Source organism: Massilia sp. MP_M2 (assembly GCF_039123635.1).
Lineage (GTDB): Bacteria > Pseudomonadota > Gammaproteobacteria > Burkholderiales > Burkholderiaceae_D > Telluria.
The window spans coordinates 635,416-653,384 of sequence record NZ_JBCHJF010000001.1 but is presented as its reverse complement, the minus strand read 5'-3'; the positions used below and the strand labels follow the sequence as shown (position 1 = coordinate 653,384).

Below are 17,969 nucleotides of genomic sequence, written 5' to 3'. Positions count from 1 at the left end.
GCGCCCGACCTTCCTGAGGATCAACACCATGAACAAGAAAATCGTTATTTCGGTCAATACTGCCTGGAACATCCATAATTTTCGCTCCGGGCTGGTGAGGGCATTAACGGCGCAAGGCTACGACATCATGGTGATGGCGCCCGCCGACGCCTATGCGCACCGGCTGGCGTCGCTCGGCTGCCGTTTCAAGACCATTTCGATGGACAACAACGGTACCAGCCCCAGTCGCGACTTGTCGTTGTTGGTCAAGTATTGGCGTGTCTTGCAATCGGTGCGCCCGCTGGCCTACCTGGGCTACACGATCAAGCCGAACATCTATGGATCGATCGCGGCGCATCGGCTCGGTATTCCGGTCATCAACAATATCGCCGGCCTCGGCGCGACCTTCATCAACAGGTCCCCGCTAACATACCTCGTCAAGCAGCTGTACCGCTGCTCGCTCAGGCAATCGCAGCGCGTGTTCTTCCAGAATGCCGACGATTGCAAGCTGTTCGTCGACGCCGGCCTGACGCGGCCTGGCGTGGCGGAAGTCTTGCCCGGCTCGGGGATCGACTTGCAGCAATTCCAGCCGGATCCGAAACGGCTGCCCGCAGCGGAGGGGTTTTGTTTCCTGCTGGTGGCCAGGATGCTTCGGGATAAAGGTGTCGAGGAATACGCCGCTGCGGCGCGCATCGTGCGTCAGCACGTGCCGGGCGTGCGGTTCCAGTTGTTGGGCCCGGTTGACGCGCACAATCCGAACTCGATCCCGTTGCAACGGATCGCAGGCTGGAAAAGCAGCGGCCTGATCGAGTATCTGAAAGAGACCGACGATGTGCGGCCCTACCTGGCGCGTGCCGATTGCGTCGTCTTGCCGTCGTACCGCGAGGGCGTGCCGCATACGCTGCTCGAGGCGGCGGCGATGGCGCGCCCGATCATCGCAACCAATGTGGCCGGCTGCAAGGATATCGTGGAGCACCAGGCCAACGGCTTGTTATGCGATGTAAAAAATGCGGTCGACCTGGCCGACAAGATGATCCAGATGGTCGGCCTGACAGACGCGCAGCGCCTGGCCATGGGGCAGGCGGGCAGGAACAAGGTCGTCGCCCAATTCGATGAAACCGTCGTGATTGCGCGTTACCTGAACGCGCTGCGGCAGATCGAAGCCAATGGGCAGGCACGCGCCGTGCAGGGCATCGAAACGACGGCGCAAGTCTGATATGACGCTGCGCTTACTGACCGGCGACGCCGTGCTGGCCCACATCGCCACACCCAGGTTCGTGACGGCGTGGCGGGCGCTGCATGCCATTTGCCCTTGGGCCAGTGCCTGCCAACATGCCGATTTCGTCTTGCCGTGGTACGGCTTGTACGCGGGGTTGTTCGTGCCCGTTGTCGTCGTGCAGGAAGCCGACGACGGCGCGCTGGTCGGCCTGTTGCCGCTGGCCCTGGACGAAAAGGGCCAGCGCGTTACCGGCGCCGGTGAACGCCACGCCGAATACCAGGGCTGGCTGCAGCCACCGGACGCCGACGCATCCTTCATCACGGGGGCGCTGCGCGCCATCCGCGAGCATCTGCCGCGCGCCGATCTGGTGTTGCGTTACCTGCCAGCAGGCACGCCGCTGTCCTGGCTCAATGCATGGCGCGCCGAAACACGTGGTACACGACGGTGGGTGACGCTGCGCACGGTGCGCCGGCCGCTGATGCAGATCGACACGGTCGCCATGACCCGGCAGCGTAACAAGAAAAACCACCGGCAGAATGTCAATCGGCTGGGCCGGCTGGGCGCGGTGCGGTTTGAGCAGGTCACCGAGCACGAGCACTTCTTGCGGGTCGTCGATGCCATCTGCGATCAATACGATTTCAGGCAGGCGGCGCTGTACCGCGACAGGCCGTTCGCGCTCGACGCGGCAAAGAAGCGTTTTTATATCGCGTTGCATCGCCAAGGGCTGCTGCACGTCACGGTCCTGACGGTGGGTGGCGAGGTTGCCGCGTCCCACATCGGCCTCTTGAGCGCGGGCCGGGCCGTGCACCTGGGGATCAATACCTATCATCCGGCCACATCCGCACACTCCCCCGGTAACCTGTTGCTCGCCATGCTGGGCGTGCATCTCGCGACGCAGCAGATGCCCTTGCTCGACCTGACGCCGGGCGGCGATGGGTACAAGGAGCATTTCGCGACGGCGCATGATCAGGTCTCGGTACTGACGATCCACCGCGACCTGCGCAGCTTGTTGCTGACGGCGGCGCGCCAGTGCCTGGCCCAGGCCGCCAGGGCACTGGCGGTCTGGGCCGGCTGGCGCCGCCATGACGTGCTCGCCATCGTGCATGGGATCCGGCCGCAGCGATGGGCAAGCGCCGCTGCTGGGTGGAGCCTGCGCCGTGCGCGTCCCGAAGCCATTTCCCGCATCCTTCGACCCGGGCCTTCCCGCGAGATCGCTGGTGCGCTGCTGCCATCGCGCGACAGCTTGCCTGACGTCCTGCAATTCGACGCGGACGGTGCGGCGTGGGGGTACTGCGCGTTCCTGAATACCGCGATGAAGCGGATGGAACGATCCGAGCATTTCTATAGCCTCGTCCAGGACAACCGGCTGGCGCTGCTCTGCTGGGTGAGCGGGGGCACGGCGGGCGTAGCCATGGTGCTGTCTGGTTTATACGTGCATCGGCAATGCACGCAATCCGATCTGGTCGAGGCATTTATCGCAGGCGTGGTGCAGGACGTCCGACGCCGCGACCCGCATTCGGCAATTTACTACCAGGGCAGTGTGAGCGCCGAGCTGGACGAGAACCTGGCGCGCTGTGGTTTTAGCCCGGCCAACCTGCAACAGGAGCAATCGGCATGCATGCAAGCACATTGATTCCCCCGCCCGACAGTGTCACGTGTTACGTCGGGCAGGTGCCCGCCGGTATCGAAGAGGCGCTGATCACGACCTATGCATCGCTGCATTCGTCGCTGGCGTTTTTTACGGTGTTCAGGTCGCTCGAAAATGTCAGTTGCTACCTGGCTTGCAGCACTGGCGCGCCCAGCACGGTGTTGCTGTTTACATTCAGCGGTCGCCGGGTCGACGTCATCAACGAAATGATCGAGGTCTCGCAGGCTGAGATTGCGCGCTTCGTCGCCTATGTCTTCGCGCATTTTCCGCAGATTGACATCATCAGTTTCAAGGCCGTCAAGACCGCGACCAGCGAGCTCCGATTCCCGGTGCAACAGTACCGGGCCAAGGGCAGCTATGTCGTCACGTTGCCCGCCACGCCCGACGCCTACAAGGCGCGCATCGGCAAGTCCACGCGCGCCAGCATCAACCAGGGCCTGAATGGCATACGGCGCCACTTCCCGTCGTTCCAGTCGCGTTTTTTCGTCAACGACGACATCGACGAACACCATATTCAGGCGATCGTGGCCTTGAGCGAACAAAAGATCAATGCCGGCAATGCCGTGTTTTTCTACGACGTGGCGCGCCTTGCCCGGCTGGCCAGGCTGTGCGGGTTCGTGCATGTGATCCTGATCGATGGCCGCATCTGCGCCGGCTCCATCAATTACCAGGTGGGCACCAGCTTCTTCGGCGACGCGATGGGCTACGACCCCCAGTATGAAAAATTCGGGCTCGGCAAGTTGTGCGTCTACCTGACGATCTGTGAAAGCATCGTGCGCGGCGGGACCCGGTTCTATCTGGGCGGCGGCGTGTTCAACTTCAAGGAACGCTTGCTGGGCGTGCCGTTTGACATGGACGAAGTCCATATCTATCGTTCGCCCCTAAAGCTGCTGCGCAACATCGAACATGCGATCGGCGCCATGATCGCTGCTGCCATGCGCTCGGCCAAGCAACTGCTGCACCAGCACAAGCGGGCGACCTGGGCTCGAATCGTGTTCAAGTCGTTTTTCTTGTTACAGCGCCGCAAGTGATGCTTTGCCCGCATGGTGATCAAATGAAGCGCCTGTCAGCGAAGCGGCGTACCTTGCTGCTGCGTGGCGCCGCCCTGGGCGCGGCGGCGGCGTTGTTGCCAGCCCCGCTTGGCGATGCGACCGGGGGCCAACCCCGGCGCAACCCGGTAGGCGGTATCAAGGCCGCCATGGTGCCTCCAGTCATCGTCAGCCTCGCCGACTACGGCGGTGTGCCCGGCGCGCGGGCAGCAGCACTGGTCGGGGCGTTTCGCCAGGCGCTTGACGATCTGGCGGGGCAGGGCGGCGGCACGCTGTTGGTCCCGCGCGGCATCTACGATTTTGGGCCATGTACCGACGCCGCCTCGCTCGTCCTGTGCCGCGATGTGCATGACATTGCCATCTCGGCGTACGGCGCCTTGTTTACGGTCACGACAACAGCCAATGTCATGCCCAACCTGTTTTACTTTTTCAATTTTCAAAACATCACGATTGCTGGGGCCAGCTTCGCCGATGCAGGATTCCACCCGCGGCCCGACTGGCGCGGCATGGTGTGTGTCGGCATCCAGGCGGATCGTCCGAGCCGCGGCTTCATGCTGGTCGATTGCTATGCCGAACGGGTCGTGAGTCTGCTCACGTCGCACAACAACGCCGCCAAGCGGCGCTTGCTGTCCAATATTCGCGTCCACGGCGAGGTGCGCAATGCGTATTACGGCGTCAACGCCAGTTTCATCAGCAAGAACGTCGATGTCGACCTGGTATGTCACAACGTGCGGCGGGCCGTCATTGCGTCGGCGCTGCGCAACGCCGACATCAGGATAACGGTGTCCAGTACCCCGCAGTGGCCTGGTAGTAATGGGCTTATCGCACTGATTTGCGGCGGCGCCAGCGTGGGCCATGTGGACAATGTGCGGATCACGCTCGCGGCCTCGGGCGAGGGTAACTACGGCAGCTATGTTCACTTCTATCACCAGGGCGATGAACCTGGCGGCGCGATCCGCAACGTCGACGCCACGGTCCACCTCGACAATGCTGCCCGCGCCACGACCCTGTTCCTGTTCGACCACGAAGCCGGCTTCGTCAAGGCAAGCACCGCCCGGGTGTGGGACGCGATCGCACTGCACGGCACGATTGCCGGCGACTTCGATGGTCGCGTCATTGCCAATCCATCGGCGAGCTCTGCGCCGGGCACGGTCTGCCTTGATCGTAACCTGGCGCAGCGGGCGCATGCCGGGCACAGCTGGTGGTGCGATGCAACGTGAAGGCGACGCTCGACAATGCGATTACTGATCTACATTCACTCGCTGGAAAACGGTGGCGCTGAACGCGTGGTTGCCAATCTGGCCAATCACTGGGCGTCGCTCGGCTGGGCCGTGACGGTAGTGACCGTGGCGCCGCAAGCGCGTGATTTCTATGTACTTGATCCCGGCGTCGGGCGCCGCTGCCTTGACCTTACTGGCCACGGTGGTGGCTTGCTGGCCGGCTTCGTGCGCACGGCCCGGCGCGCGCGCGCGCTGCGCCGCGTGCTGCGCGACGTGCAGCCCGCTGTGGCCTTGTCCGCCATGCACACGGCCAATGTCGTGCTGGCGTTGGCGGCGCGCGGCCTGCCTGGCGTGCGTACGGTGGGTTCCGAGCATAATTTTCCACCCAAGGCGCCGATGGGCGTGGTCTGGGAAACGTTACGGCGACATGCCTATGGCCACTTGCACGCTGTCGTCGCGCTGACCCACGAATGCGCGCACTGGCTGGAACGTCATTCCCGGGCCCTGCGCATCCCCGTGATTCCGAACCCCGTCGTGTGGCCGTTGGCGCAGCATGCGCCGCATGTCAGCCCCACGACGTCGTGCGCCCCAGGCCGCCAGATCCTGCTGGGCGTGGGGCGGCTCAGTGAAGAAAAAAACTTCACGACCCTGATTGCCATCTTTGCCCGGCTGGCGCCGGCGCACCCGGACTGGGACCTCGTCATTCTGGGCGAGGGCGCGCAGCGTGCTGCATTGTCTGCGCAGGTGCAGGCGGGCGGGTTGGGGCAGCGCGTGTTCCTGCCTGGCAGTGTCGGCAATATGGGCGATTGGTATGCGCAGGCCAGCCTGTATGCGATGAGTTCGCATTTCGAAGGCTTTCCGAACACCTTGGTCGAAGCCATGGCATATGGCTTGCCGGCGGTGAGCTTCGATTGCGATACCGGCCCCCGGGATATCATCCGCCACGAGATCGATGGACTCCTGATTGCGCCTGGCGATATCGATGGCATGACATCGGCGCTCGATCGCCTGATGCTTGACGCCCACGCAAGGGCACGACTCGCGCAGCGCGCGGTCGATGCGCGAGAGCGGTTCTCGATGGAGAAAATATCGCGCATGTGGGAAGCGGTCTTCATGTCATCGACCTCCCTACCCGACATCGATGTTGACGTTGTTGCCAAATAAGTCACGCTGTCCCTGACGATTCCACAAGCAGTCACGCCCCGCCTGTCGTTCCCCCATCCAGCGTTCCTCAAGCAGCCGTGAGCATGTTCCGGCTGCATTTCCTCTAAAAAATTGCCAATTTGCAATTTCCTGGAGCAATGTTGCAGCGTTTCAGTTTTCCGAAAGAAAAATATTTTGGGAACTAATTGAGCGTGAGCATCTCCAACGCCAGTGTTTGAACTTTTAAGAAGCACTCTTCTGACACGCGTCAGACGTTCGCGCTCAGCGCCTGTTAGCCCACTACACCCGTCTTGGGCGGTCAGGAAACGAAAGCGGTAACGTTTTTCTCAAGGAAATTTTTTTTAGTTCTTGGAACCAATCGCTTTGAGGAAACTCAAACGTTTTGATGATTCCAGGAAATTAGGAGATGCCATGATCGATAGCACCTTGTTGTAATCACAGAGCGCCCAGCAGGGGATGTCTGCGTGAGCTTTCTCGCGTCATGTCGTGGATCGACCAGTCCGTCTTCTTGTCGCCAGTGCTTCACCTTAGCGCCTTGCCGGCGCTTCCCCGCCGCTAGCTGATCGCCAGTCGACACAGCTAGTCCTTCTCAGCAGGTCTTGCGGATATCCCTGCCACGCCGATGCGCGTGGCAGCGGGATCGTCACGCTCTTTGTCTGCGGATGCTCCCCGCCACTTGCGTTGCAAGCGCCGGCTGGATCGTCACGCGCCGGTTGTTGGATTTTTATATAAAGCGATTCTCAAATGTCACAGATTCACATTACTTCCATTCCTTCCGTCCGTCGCCCAATCGGGCTCGCACTGCTGTGCGCCGGGCTTCTTTCCAGCCCGGTGCTGATGTCAGTTGCCGTGGCTGCGCCCGCGGCGCCGGCGTCGGTCACGGCGGGCCCGACGACGGCAAGCAGCGACGGCGCCAATCTCAGCATTCGCATTCTTTATACCGGCACGCCGGCCTGGGTGCGCGTCTTCATCGATAACGACGCCGTCACCACGACCGGTTATGCATTCAACGGCGTCGGCGCCGGCTACATGATCGAGAATGGTCGCCTGTACCGCTACAGTGGCAGCAATGGTGCATGGGCCTGGACCTTCGTCAAAACCGTGCCGTACACATCGGCCAATAACTGGGCAACGATGACGGTGACTCGTGCCGAGCTCGGCGGCGCGGACAACATCAGCGTCATTACCCAGACCGATCCGCCAGCGCAACTCTCGCCGATCCTGCGCCTGTCGATCACCAAGCCGGTCCCGCCAACGCCAACCCCGACGCCGACGCCGACGCCGACGCCGACGCCAACCCCGACGCCAACGCCAACGCCAACGCCGACGCCAACGCCAACGCCAACGCCGACGCCGACGCCAACCCCGACGCCAACGCCAACGCCAACGCCATCCCCGGGCGCCACGGTGCCGGTGAACTACACCGCCAGCACCGCGGTCATCACCAACCCGGAACGCGGCTTTTACCGCCACGTGGGCTGCGAAACGCCACTGAGCCAATCGCAACTGACGAGCTTTCGCACCTCGGGTGGCGAATCTCTGATGCTGTGCGTGTTCTATCTGCGCAGCTTCGTCAACGCGCCGATCAGCCAGTCCACGCTCAATCTGTTCCAGCAGCAGATGGACACGGTGCGCAAGGCTGGCCTGAAAGCCATCGTCCGCTTCGCCTACAACGACAACAACTCGCCGGTCGACGCGACCCCGGCGATGGTCAACACCCACCTGACGCAGCTGGCGCCGTACCTGACCGCCAACAAGGACATCATCGCCGTCGTGCAGGCCGGTTTGATCGGCGCATGGGGCGAGTGGGGCAACACCAACAACTATGGCGACAGCTACAACATGACCGCCAAGAACATAGCTGACCGCAAATCGGTGGTCGACAAGCTGCTGCAGGTGGTGCCGGCCGAACGCATGGTGCAGTTGCGCATGCCGCTGTTCAAAACCAAGCTGTACACCCCGACCGCCTTGAGCGCGAGCGAGGCCTACAACGGTTCGGCCAAGGCGCGCCTGGGCCACCACAACGATTGCTTCCTGTCCAATGCATCGGATTACGGCACCTACATCAATCCATCGGTGGAGTTCCCGTATCTGGCGGCCGAAACGAACTACGTCGCATCGGGCGGCGAGACCTGCAACTACGCGCCGCCACGCAGCGATTGCCCGACCGCGCTTGCCGAAATGGGCCGTTTCCACTGGTCGTACCTGAACCTGGACTACAACACCACGGTGCTGAACAACTGGAAAACGCAGGGTTGCTTTACCCAGGTGAAGCAGAAGCTGGGTTATCGCTTCGTGCTCAAGAGCGGCGCGTTCTCGCGCACGGCGAAACCGGGTGGGGGCTTTACTGTCAACCTGCAGCTGCAGAACGAGGGCTGGTCGGCGCCATTCAACAGCCGCGACGTGGAACTGGTGTTGCGCAACACGGCGAGCGGGGCAACCTACCGCGTCAAGCTGGCAACCGACCCGCGCCACTGGCTGTCGAACCAAGCGGTGACGATCAACCAGACCGTGGCGCTGCCGGCCAATATGGCGGCCGGTTCGTACTCGGTGCTGCTGAACCTGCCGGATCCACAGGCGTCGCTGCGCGACCGCCCCGAGTACGCGATCCAGCTGGCCAACAGCAATACGTGGGAAGCGTCGACCGGGTTCAACAATCTGCAGCACACGGTTGGCGTTGCACCATAAGCAGCGTCGCGGCCTGATGCCGACAGGCGGGCAATAAAAAAGCCAGGCCGGTTTGCCGGTCTGGCTTTTGATTATCTGGTCGGGGTGAGAGGATTCGAACCTCCGGCCTCTACGTCCCGAACGTAGCGCTCTACCGGGCTAAGCTACACCCCGACGGTTCGGGTGTACGTACAGCCGCCCCGGGATGGTCGTAATATAAAATCGCTTAGTGGTTCCTGTCAACCGCGAAGCTGCTCAGTTGCAGCAGGCTGTTCTTGAACACGCTGTCCGGCAGACCGGCAATCGCTTCGGACGCTCGACGCGCCGCCTGCTCAGCCTGCGCCCGCGTGTAATCGAGCGCGCCGCTCGTCGTCACGGCGGCCAGCACGGCGTCGAATTGCGCTTCGTCGCCTTGCTCGATGCAGCTGCGCACGAGTTCACGCTGTTCCTGGGTGCCGTGTTCCATCAGCCAGATCAGTGGCAAGGTCGGTTTGCCTTCGCGCAGGTCGTCTCCCAGGTTCTTGCCGATCTCGGTGGCGTCGCCGGCGTAGTCGAGCACGTCGTCGATCAGCTGGAACGCGGTGCCCAGCGAGCGGCCGTACTCGCCGGCGGCGGCGATCTGCGCGTCATTCGCGCCGGCAATCAGTGCGCCCAGTTCGGCGGCGGCTTCGAACAGCTTGGCGGTCTTGGAGCGGATCACGAGCAGGTAGCTCGCTTCGGTCACGTCCGGGTCGTGCATGTTCAGCAGCTGCAGCACTTCGCCTTCGGCGATCACGTTGGTGGCGTCCGACAGGATCTGCATGATGCGCATGCTGTCCAGGCCCACCATCATCTGGAACGCGCGCGAGTAGAGGAAATCGCCGACCAGCACCGAGGCGGCGTTGCCGAACAGCGCGTTGGCGGTCTGGCGGCCACGGCGCATCGACGATTCGTCGACGACGTCGTCGTGCAGCAGCGTTGCGGTATGGATGAATTCGACGACGGCGGCCAGCTCATGGTGCGCGGTGCCCCGGTAGCCATAGGCATTGGCCAGCAGCAGCACCAGTACTGGACGGATGCGCTTGCCGCCGGCACTGATGATGTACTCGGCGATCTGGTTGACCAGCGTGACTTCGGAATGCAGCCGCTGGCGGATCACCGTGTTGACGGCCTCCATATCGGGCGCGATCGACTGGACGATGGTGTTCTGTTGGGCGTGTTGGGTAGCGGCTGACAAGGCTGACCTGCGTGAGCGTTGGGTTAACTATAAGAGTGGGCCGATTATACGTCATGGGAGGGGGAACCGTCGGGCTGACGGGGATGCATTCGCCGCAAGGCGGGTCAGGCTGCCGCTGGCATCGATGCACGCCGTGAACAGCGCGTTGAATGCCTTTGACGCAGTGCGTGCACTTATGTATAATCCTCTGTTCCCCGGCTTAAGAATAGTCCAGCGTCACAAGCGCAGGACGACGCGCCGAGGGGTTCTTTTAACATTTGATGAGGTTTCAAATCATGTACGCGGTCATAAAAACCGGTGGCAAGCAATACAAAGTTGTCGCTGGTGAAAAACTTAAAGTAGAACAGATACCGGCAGACATTGGTTCCGAACTCACGATCGATCAGGTCCTCGCCCTTGGCGAAGGCGAAAGCATCAAGTTTGGTGCTCCGCTGGTCGAAGGTGCAACGGTGCTGGTGAAAGTGGTTTCGCAGGGTCGCCACGACAAAGTGCGTATCTTCAAGATGCGTCGTCGTAAGCACTACCAGAAGCGTATGGGCCATCGCCAAAACTTCACCGAAATCCAGATCGTTTCGATCAACGGCTAATCCCCGTTCCGGTTCCCAGCAACGTCATCCAGGAGTAAATAAATGGCACACAAAAAAGGCGGCGGTACTACCCGCAACGGCCGTGACTCAGAAAGCAAGCGCCTTGGCGTGAAAGTCTACGGCGGCCAGGCAGTCAATGCCGGCGGCATCATCATTCGTCAGCGCGGCACCCCAGTGCGCGCCGGCACCGGCGTCGGCACGGGCAAGGATCACACCCTGTTCGCGCTGGTCACTGGCACCGTCAAGTTCGTCAAGCAAGGCGTGGGCTCGAAGCAATTCGTGACCGTCGTTGCTAACGAAGCAGCGGAAGCAGTCGCAGCGTAATTGCGCGTTTCGCGCCGCTCTCGAGCGGCGCTTCTTTGCAAGGCGCAAGCCTTCCATCGAAAGGCTCTGCCCACGGTAGGGCCTTTTTAGTTTTTAAGCGGTCACAATCATGAAGTTTATCGACGAAGCAAAAATTGAAGTCATCGGAGGCGACGGCGGCAACGGATGCGCCTCGTTCCGGCGCGAAAAGTTCCGCCCATTTGGCGGTCCCGACGGCGGCGATGGCGGCACGGGTAGCTCGATCTTTGTGGTTGCCGACCGCAACGTCAACACGCTGGTCGACTTTCGCTATTCGAAAGTCCACACCGGCAAGCATGGCGAACCGGGCCGCGGCTCGGATTGCTATGGCAAGGGCGCCGAAGACATCTATATGCGCATGCCGGTTGGCACGCTCATCATCGACGATGTCAATGGCGAAATCATTGCCGACCTGACCGAACACGGCCAGACCGAACTGCTCGCCAAAGGCGGCGAGGGCGGCTGGGGCAATATCCACTTTAAAAGTTCGACCAACCGCGCCCCGCGTCAAAAGACCGAAGGCAAGGAAGGCGAGCGTCGCACGTTGCGCCTGGAACTGAAAGTTCTGGCGGACGTGGGCCTCCTGGGCATGCCCAACGCCGGTAAATCGACGTTCATCACCGCCGTCTCGAACGCGCGCCCCAAGATCGCCGATTACCCGTTCACCACCTTGCACCCGAACCTGGGCGTGGTGCGCGTGTCGCACGAGAAAAGCTTTGTCGTGGCCGACATTCCGGGCCTGATCGAAGGCGCCGCTGAAGGTGCGGGCCTGGGTCACCAGTTCCTGCGTCACCTGGCGCGCACCGGCTTGCTGCTGCACATCGTCGACCTGTCGTCGTTCGAAGCGAACATCGATCCGGTCAAGGAAGCCAAGGCCCTGATCAAAGAACTCGAAAAGTACGACGAAGAGCTGCTGAACAAGCCACGCTGGCTCGTGCTCAACAAGCTCGACGTGCTGGACGACGCCGAGCGCAAGAAGCGCGTCAAGGACATGATCAAGCGCCTGGCCTGGAAGGGCCCGGTGTTCGAGATTTCGGCGCTGAACCGCGAAGGCTGCCAGGAACTGATCAATGCGATCTACCTGCACCTCGAAGAAAAGCGTCACGCCGAGCACCGCGCCGAAGAAACCGCGATGACCGAAGAAGCGCGCGGCATTTCGTCGATCGATCCGGACGATCCACGCTTCAAGATCCTCGAAGACTGACCCTTGGCCGGCAGCGCTCCTCAGACCCTGATCTGGTCGCGCGCCTGGCTGCGTGGCCAGCTGCTGCAGCTGGTCGCAACCGTCAGTTCGCTGGCGGCGCTGGCGGCCTTGCTCGATCCCGACCGTATTGCGTCGGCGATGGGCCTGTTTCTCGTTGGCGTGAATGGCTACAGCCAGTTCTACGCCGTCTATGTGGGCGTCCGCCTCGCTACCGCGGGATTGGCGCTGTTGGCGGCCAGGCACGGCGATCAGCCGATCCTGGGCGACCTGACTGCCCTGTTCCTCCTGGCCCAGCCGGCCGGCCGCCTCGTCGCGGCCTTCGCGATCGGCTTGCCCACGGGGGTTTTACTTGCTGTCTGCGCGGTTGAACTGCTGGCAGGACTTTCCCTGCTCGCATTGCGGCCGCGGGGAAAATTCCTGTCGCCATGAACTCCGCCCTCCAACAAGCTTCCCGCATCATCGTCAAAGTTGGCTCTTCCCTCGTTACCGACGAGGGCAGGGGCCTGGACCATACCGCCATTGCCCGTTGGGCATCCCAGATTGCCGCGCTGCGCGCTCTTGGCAAGGACGTGGTCCTGGTCAGCTCGGGCGCCATCGCCGAAGGCATGTTGCGCCTGGGCTTTGCGAAGCGCCCGCATGATATCCACGAACTGCAGGCGTGCGCCGCCTGCGGCCAGATGGGTCTGGCGCAAATCTATGAAACCAGCTTTCGCGCGCACGGCGTGCAAACGGCCCAGGTGCTGCTCACGCATGCCGACCTGGCCGACCGCGAACGCTACCTGAACGCGCGCTCGACGCTGACCACCTTGCTGCGCCTCAAAGTGGTGCCGATCATCAACGAAAACGATACCGTCGTCACCGACGAGATCAAGTTCGGCGACAACGACACCCTCGGTGCGCTGGTCGCCAACCTGATCGAGGCCGATGCGCTCGTCATCCTGACTGACCAGCCCGGTCTGTACTCGAGCGACCCGCGCAAGAATCCCGATGCGCGCCTGATCGCGCACGCCCAGGCCGGCGACGTGGCGCTGGAAAGCATGGCGGGCGGCGCCGGCAGCAGCATCGGCAGCGGCGGCATGCTGACCAAGGTACTGGCTGCCAAGCGCGCCGCCCGTTCCGGCGCGCACACCGTGATCGCCTGGGGGCGTGAGCCGGATGTTCTCACGCGCCTGGCGGGTGGCGAAGCGATCGGCACACAGTTGCTGGCCCCGACCGGCCGCTTGACGGCGCGTCGTCAGTGGATGGTCGACCATCTGCACACGACCGGTGAAGTGGTTATCGACGCCGGCGCCGCAGCCAAGCTCACGCGTGAAGGCAAGTCGCTCCTGCCAATCGGCGTCATCGCCGTCAAAGGCGAGTTCGGCCGTGGTCAGGTCGTCACCTGTGTCGACGAAGCGGGCAAGCCGCTGGCGCGTGGACTGACCAACTACGCCAGCAGCGAAGTGCGGCGCATCATGCGCCATTCGTCGACCGAGATCGAGCGCATCCTGGGCTTCGTCGAAGGCCCTGAGCTGATCCATCGCGACAATATGGTCTTGCTGTAGGCAGCGAGCATTCGCTCACCCGTTGTTGCGCCAATCTGACGTAATGACGGGTTTGTACCGCAAATCTTCCCAAAATATTGCCGTATGGCTTTAAAAGTTGGGCTTGGCTATACACTGGGCGTAAGCGCGCTGCGCGTATATTCAGGATGTTCACCATGAAATTAAGTCGCAAATTACCACTGGGCTTTGCCGCCGTCACCTTGCTCGTCGCCTGCGCGGGCTTTTTCGGCATGGCGCAGATGAACAGCGCGGTCGATACCTACCGCCAGGCGGTGCTCACAGAAGGCCAGGCGCAGCAGGTGCAGGCATTGCTTTCTCACTTCCGCAAACAGGTCCAGGAATGGAAAAACACCTTGTTGCGTGGCAAGCAAGAAAGTGAACGCGTCAAGTACTGGAACGCGTTCCAGAAGAACGAAAAGGAAGTCGCACAACAGGTCCAGGCCTTGCTGGACGCCATGCCGGAAGGCGAGGTGCGCACGCTGGTGACGCAATTCGGCGCGGCGCATGCGACCATGGGTGGGGATTTCCGCCGTGGCTATCAGGATTTCGAGGCGGCGGGTTTCGATGCCGCCGCTGGCGACGTGGCCGTCAAGGGCAAGGACCGCGCCCCGGCCGAGCTGCTGGTGCAGGCCGAAGAAAAAATGTCGGCCGTCAGCCTGGCCACTGCGACGCGGGCCGACGCGGTGAGCAAGCAGGCCACATTGCTCAGCTACAGCCTGATGCTGCTGGGCGCCGCGGTGGCAGTTGTCGCTGGCGTGCTGGTGTCGCGCTCGATCACGCGGCCTCTCGATGAAGCGGTCGAGGCGGCGCGCAGCGTGGCGGCGGGTGACCTGCGCACTGCGATCACGGTGCGCAGCGACGATGAAACGGGCCAGCTCTTGACGGCGTTGAAGGACATGTCGGCCAGCCTGCAGCGCATCGTGCTCGAAGTGCGTGGCGGGGCCGAGACCATCGCGGTGGCGTCCGGCGAAATCGCGCAGGGCAACCTCGACCTGTCCGCGCGCACCGAGCGCCAGGCCGGCGCGCTGGAAGAGACAGCGTCATCGATGGAAGAACTGACCTCGACCGTCATCCAGAATGCCGACAATGCGCGCCAGGCCAGCGTGCTGGCCGTGTCGGCCTGCGATGTCGCGGTCAAGGGCGGCAAGGTGGTCGAGCAGGTGGTGGGCACGATGGCGTCGATCAGCGCGTCGTCGCGCAAGATCACCGACATCATCGGCGTCATCGACAGCATCGCGTTCCAGACCAATATCCTGGCGCTCAATGCGGCGGTCGAAGCGGCCCGTGCCGGCGAGCAGGGCCGTGGCTTTGCCGTCGTGGCGGGCGAGGTGCGCATTCTCGCGCAGCGTTCGGCCACGGCGGCAAAAGAAATCAAGGACCTGATCGGCGAATCGGTGGCCTGCGTGAAAACGGGCGACCGGCTGGCCGGCGAAGCGGGTGTGACGATGGGCGAAATCCTGACCAGCGTGCGCGGCGTGATGGACATCATCACCGAGATCAGTGCGGCCAGCAGCGAGCAGAGCCAGGGCATCTCCCAGGTCAACCAGGCCGTTACCGAAATGGATGTCACGACCCAGCAGAATGCTGCGCTGGTCGAGCAGGCCGCCGCCGCGGCGCAGTCGCTGCGCGAGCAGACGGTGGCGCTGACGGAAGTGGTCAGCGTGTTCAAGGTCGAAGAGCCAAGCGGCGCCGTGGCGTTGCCGCGCACCAGGCCGGTACTGGCTGCCGCTTGACACGGGCGGGGTGCGCGGTAAGATGCCCGCGCGCCCGTATTGCCGGGATGGGCCCGGCAACTGGTGGCGCACCATGTGATCCACCATCCGATGACACGACGCTCACCTTCCGCCGTGGTCCAGGCGCAGCTTGACGCCTACAACGCCAAAGACCTCGATGCGCTGATGTCCACCTATGCGCTGGAGGCGGCGCAGTTCGCGCTGCACGGCGACCTGCTGGCCCGGGGCCACGCACAGATCCGCCCGCGCTACGAACAGCGTTTTCTGGAGCCCGACCTGCACGCGCGGTTGCTATCGCGCACGGTGCTGGGCAACTTCGTCACCGACCTCGAAATCGTGACCCGCAACTTTCCGCAAGGCCAAGGCACGGTCGAGATGCTGTGCGTGTACGAAGTGGTGGACGGTCGCATCGTGCGGGCGTCGTTTGCGACTGGCGAGACCCGGATCTAACTTGCTGCAGGGAGCGCGGCCTCGGCCGCCGCGGCTGCCGCGACAGCAGCTGGCTCGAGTACGCCGCTCGGCGCCGGTGTCTTGTCCCTGAACTCACACAGGTCGGCAATCAGGCAATTCCAGCATTTGGGTTTGCGCGCCACGCAGGTGTAGCGCCCGTGCAGGATCAGCCAGTGGTGGGCGTCGTGCAAAAATTCCTTTGGCACGAACTTCAAGAGCTTCTGCTCGACGATGTCGACGTTCTTGCCGGGGGCAATCTTGGTGCGATTCGAGACGCGGAAGATGTGCGTGTCGACCGCCATTGTCGGCTCGCCAAAGGCCGTGTTGAGCACGACGTTCGCCGTCTTGCGGCCGACGCCCGGCAGCGCCTCGAGCGCTTCACGCACGGGTGGCACTTCGCCGCCATGCTGCTCGACCAGGATCTGGCAGGTAGCGATCACGTTCTTCGCCTTCGTGTTGTACAGGCCAATGGTCGCGATATAGGTCTTGAGCTCATCGATGCCCAAGTCGAGGATCGCCTGTGGCGTGTTCGCCACCGGGAACAAAAGGCGCATGGCCTTGTTCACGCCGACGTCGGTCGACTGGGCCGACAGCAGCACCGCGATCAGCAGTTCGAATGGCGTTGAAAATTCGAGCTCGGTGGTGGGCGTTGGATTGGCGGCGCGAAAGCGCGTGAATATCTCGAAGCGTTTGGCGGAATTCATGCAGGTCAGGTCAGGTCGGTGTTGCCGGCGGCCTTCAGGCGCGCGCGTTCCATGGCGGCGGCGATGATCGCGCGCTTGCGCTCTTTTTCCGCCAGCTCTTCTGGGGTATTGGTGGCTTCAGCGGTGACTTCCCGCATTTTCTGGACGGCCTTGGCGGCCAGCCGTGCGTCGTTCTCGTCGCGCTCGCGGCGCAGGCGCGCTTCACGGAAATCGTGGCGGCTGCGCGCCGCATCGGCGGCCGTTTGCGTCCAGGCATCCCAGCCGGTGCGCTCGCCCGTGACCGGCACCATCGCGATGCAATCGACCGGGCAGGGCGCCACGCACAGGTCGCAGCCAGTGCACAGGCTCGGCAGGATCGTGTGCATCTGCTTGGCCGCGCCCAGGATTGCATCGACCGGACAAGCCTGGATGCACAGCGTGCAGCCGATGCACAGCGCCTCGTCGATGAAGGCCACCGGGCGCGGACGCTCGAGCCCATTGGCCGGATTGATCGGGATGACGACGCGGCCCGTGGCGGCGGCCAGGCGGCGCACGCCTTCCATGCCGCCCGGTGGGCACTGGTTGATGGCGGCTTCGCCGCTGGCGATCGCTTCCGCATAAGGCCGGCACGCAGGATAGCCGCACTTGGTGCACTGGGTCTGCGGCAGCAGGTCTTCGAGCTGATCGGCGAGGGGTTTGGTCACGGTGTGGCGGATCTGGTAAAGCCGACATTATCCGCCAAATTGACGGGCGCTGCGATGAAACGCGGCGCATCAGCATGGCGCCGCAGCGGCGCGATCACGTGCGGGGTCAATCGAACAGCGGTGTGGGCCGTAACCTGCTGTACTATAAACCGACCAACCGACGAGGACTGACATGAACGAATTGATCGCCCCGTTGCTGTTCGCTGCCATTTTTTCTGCAGGCGACAACCTGCAGACGCGCCACGCCAGGGACAGCCATGCCACTGCGCCGCCCGAGGTGGCCGTGGTGCTGCCGTCGCTGTACCGAAGCGTGGAATCCAGCGGCGAACTGCGCCGTGGTGAGCGGCTGCCCGCCCGTTATCAGTCGCTCCAGTACGTCGTCGAGGACTGGCGCAAGCTGCGCCTGGGCAAGCCGCCACGCGGGCACCAGTGGGTGCAGGCCGATCGCAGTTTCGCGCTCGTGGCCATCGCGACCGGCCGGGTCGAGCAGGTGGTGCTGGTGCGCTGAGCGCACCGCCCGCACAAAAAAATGCCATGGCGCTTGCCATGGCATTGTTCGT

17 protein-coding genes and 1 tRNA gene are annotated in these 17,969 nt (G+C 62.9%); 14 read left to right on the top strand and 4 right to left on the bottom strand.

What is annotated here, in order from left to right; genetic code table 11:
• Positions 1 to 28: 28 nt before the first annotated feature.
• From RCH14_RS02940 to RCH14_RS02915, 6 genes are all read left to right on the top strand, one after another.
• The gene (locus RCH14_RS02940; RefSeq protein ID WP_343024654.1) at positions 29 to 1,195 is read left to right on the top strand and encodes a glycosyltransferase family 4 protein; all 1,167 of its coding nucleotides are present in this window, start codon (positions 29 to 31) and stop codon (positions 1,193 to 1,195) included.
• A 1-nt stretch (position 1,196) separates the two neighbouring features.
• The gene (locus RCH14_RS02935) at positions 1,197 to 2,831 is read left to right on the top strand and encodes a GNAT family N-acetyltransferase (protein ID WP_343024653.1); all 1,635 of its coding nucleotides are present in this window, start codon (positions 1,197 to 1,199) and stop codon (positions 2,829 to 2,831) included.
• Positions 2,813 to 3,877 carry a GNAT family N-acetyltransferase gene (locus RCH14_RS02930; RefSeq protein ID WP_343024652.1) on the top strand — a complete coding sequence of 355 codons (1,065 nt, stop codon included), beginning with the start codon at positions 2,813 to 2,815 and terminating at the stop codon, positions 3,875 to 3,877. The genes RCH14_RS02935 and RCH14_RS02930 overlap by 19 nt, the downstream gene beginning before the upstream one ends.
• Before the next feature lie 23 nt (positions 3,878 to 3,900).
• Positions 3,901 to 5,115, top strand: coding sequence for a hypothetical protein (locus RCH14_RS02925; RefSeq protein WP_343024651.1), 1,215 nt, complete (start codon positions 3,901 to 3,903; stop codon positions 5,113 to 5,115).
• Positions 5,116 to 5,130: 15 nt separating this feature from the next.
• Positions 5,131 to 6,279, top strand: coding sequence for a glycosyltransferase family 4 protein (locus RCH14_RS02920; protein WP_343024650.1), 1,149 nt, complete (start codon positions 5,131 to 5,133; stop codon positions 6,277 to 6,279).
• Positions 6,280 to 7,023: 744 nt separating this feature from the next.
• Positions 7,024 to 8,967 (top strand): DUF4832 domain-containing protein, encoded by a 1,944-nt coding sequence (locus RCH14_RS02915; RefSeq protein ID WP_343024649.1) that lies wholly within the window; start codon positions 7,024 to 7,026, stop codon positions 8,965 to 8,967.
• Positions 8,968 to 9,043: 76 nt separating this feature from the next.
• Here the strand turns inward: RCH14_RS02915 and RCH14_RS02910 are convergent.
• Positions 9,044 to 9,120, bottom strand: a tRNA-Pro gene (locus tag RCH14_RS02910).
• Between the two features lie 52 nt (positions 9,121 to 9,172).
• Entirely contained in the window at positions 9,173 to 10,102 is a 930-nt protein-coding gene (gene ispB / locus RCH14_RS02905; RefSeq protein ID WP_407070051.1) for an octaprenyl diphosphate synthase, read from the bottom strand.
• A 335-nt stretch (positions 10,103 to 10,437) separates the two neighbouring features.
• On the opposite strand from ispB, the gene rplU reads away from it, so the two are divergent.
• The 7 genes from rplU (at position 10,438) to RCH14_RS02870 (ending at position 16,022) form a co-directional block, all read left to right on the top strand.
• A complete protein-coding gene (gene rplU / locus RCH14_RS02900; protein WP_183549341.1) occupies positions 10,438 to 10,749 on the top strand; it encodes a 50S ribosomal protein L21 in 312 nt (103 codons plus the stop codon).
• A gap of 42 nt (positions 10,750 to 10,791) precedes the next feature.
• Positions 10,792 to 11,073, top strand: coding sequence for a 50S ribosomal protein L27 (gene rpmA / locus RCH14_RS02895; RefSeq protein WP_183549343.1), 282 nt, complete (start codon positions 10,792 to 10,794; stop codon positions 11,071 to 11,073).
• A gap of 109 nt (positions 11,074 to 11,182) precedes the next feature.
• Positions 11,183 to 12,295 (top strand): Obg family GTPase CgtA, encoded by a 1,113-nt coding sequence (cgtA, locus tag RCH14_RS02890; RefSeq protein WP_343024647.1) that lies wholly within the window; start codon positions 11,183 to 11,185, stop codon positions 12,293 to 12,295.
• 3 nt (positions 12,296 to 12,298) lie between these two features.
• Positions 12,299 to 12,724: a hypothetical protein gene (locus tag RCH14_RS02885; protein ID WP_343024646.1), complete on the top strand. Its 426-nt coding sequence runs from the start codon at positions 12,299 to 12,301 to the stop codon at positions 12,722 to 12,724.
• Complete coding sequence (gene proB / locus RCH14_RS02880; RefSeq protein ID WP_343024645.1) at positions 12,721 to 13,839, top strand: glutamate 5-kinase; 1,119 nt, start codon at positions 12,721 to 12,723, stop codon at positions 13,837 to 13,839. The genes RCH14_RS02885 and proB overlap by 4 nt, the downstream gene beginning before the upstream one ends.
• Positions 13,840 to 13,994: 155 nt before the next feature.
• A complete protein-coding gene (locus tag RCH14_RS02875) occupies positions 13,995 to 15,572 on the top strand; it encodes a methyl-accepting chemotaxis protein (protein WP_343024644.1) in 1,578 nt (525 codons plus the stop codon).
• Between the two features lie 90 nt (positions 15,573 to 15,662).
• The gene (locus RCH14_RS02870) at positions 15,663 to 16,022 is read left to right on the top strand and encodes a nuclear transport factor 2 family protein (RefSeq protein WP_343024643.1); all 360 of its coding nucleotides are present in this window, start codon (positions 15,663 to 15,665) and stop codon (positions 16,020 to 16,022) included.
• Here RCH14_RS02870 and nth read toward each other — a convergent pair.
• Both nth and rsxB read right to left on the bottom strand, forming a co-directional pair.
• On the bottom strand, positions 16,019 to 16,726 hold the full coding sequence (gene nth / locus RCH14_RS02865) for an endonuclease III (RefSeq protein WP_343024642.1): 708 nt from the start codon (positions 16,724 to 16,726) through the stop codon (positions 16,019 to 16,021). The genes RCH14_RS02870 and nth overlap by 4 nt on opposite strands.
• 5 nt (positions 16,727 to 16,731) lie before the next feature.
• Positions 16,732 to 17,409 carry an electron transport complex subunit RsxB gene (gene rsxB / locus RCH14_RS02860; protein WP_343024641.1) on the bottom strand — a complete coding sequence of 226 codons (678 nt, stop codon included), beginning with the start codon at positions 17,407 to 17,409 and terminating at the stop codon, positions 16,732 to 16,734.
• A 172-nt stretch (positions 17,410 to 17,581) separates the two neighbouring features.
• Here rsxB and RCH14_RS02855 point away from each other — a divergent pair, with 172 nt between their 5' ends.
• Positions 17,582 to 17,917, top strand: a complete 336-nt coding sequence (locus tag RCH14_RS02855; protein WP_343024640.1) for an RcnB family protein — start codon at positions 17,582 to 17,584, stop codon at positions 17,915 to 17,917.
• Positions 17,918 to 17,969: the final 52 nt, after the last annotated feature.

Bases quoted from the DNA above. Each gene is read 5' to 3' on its own strand.
- proB (WP_343024645.1), top strand. From the start codon at position 12,721: ATGAACTCCGCCCTCCAACAAGCTTCCCGCATCATCGTCAAAGTTGGC.
- rplU (WP_183549341.1), top strand. From the start codon at position 10,438: ATGTACGCGGTCATAAAAACCGGTGGCAAGCAATACAAAGTTGTCGCT.
- RCH14_RS02855 (WP_343024640.1), top strand. From the start codon at position 17,582: ATGAACGAATTGATCGCCCCGTTGCTGTTCGCTGCCATTTTTTCTGCA.
- ispB (WP_407070051.1), bottom strand. From the start codon at position 10,102: ATGGAGGCCGTCAACACGGTGATCCGCCAGCGGCTGCATTCCGAAGTC.
- RCH14_RS02875 (WP_343024644.1), top strand. From the start codon at position 13,995: ATGAAATTAAGTCGCAAATTACCACTGGGCTTTGCCGCCGTCACCTTG.
- RCH14_RS02935 (WP_343024653.1), top strand. From the start codon at position 1,197: ATGACGCTGCGCTTACTGACCGGCGACGCCGTGCTGGCCCACATCGCC.
- RCH14_RS02920 (WP_343024650.1), top strand. From the start codon at position 5,131: ATGCGATTACTGATCTACATTCACTCGCTGGAAAACGGTGGCGCTGAA.
- cgtA (WP_343024647.1), top strand. From the start codon at position 11,183: ATGAAGTTTATCGACGAAGCAAAAATTGAAGTCATCGGAGGCGACGGC.
- RCH14_RS02930 (WP_343024652.1), top strand. From the start codon at position 2,813: ATGCATGCAAGCACATTGATTCCCCCGCCCGACAGTGTCACGTGTTAC.
- RCH14_RS02870 (WP_343024643.1), top strand. From the start codon at position 15,663: ATGACACGACGCTCACCTTCCGCCGTGGTCCAGGCGCAGCTTGACGCC.
- RCH14_RS02915 (WP_343024649.1), top strand. From the start codon at position 7,024: ATGTCACAGATTCACATTACTTCCATTCCTTCCGTCCGTCGCCCAATC.
- nth (WP_343024642.1), bottom strand. From the start codon at position 16,726: ATGAATTCCGCCAAACGCTTCGAGATATTCACGCGCTTTCGCGCCGCC.
- RCH14_RS02940 (WP_343024654.1), top strand. From the start codon at position 29: ATGAACAAGAAAATCGTTATTTCGGTCAATACTGCCTGGAACATCCAT.
- rpmA (WP_183549343.1), top strand. From the start codon at position 10,792: ATGGCACACAAAAAAGGCGGCGGTACTACCCGCAACGGCCGTGACTCA.
- RCH14_RS02925 (WP_343024651.1), top strand. From the start codon at position 3,901: ATGAAGCGCCTGTCAGCGAAGCGGCGTACCTTGCTGCTGCGTGGCGCC.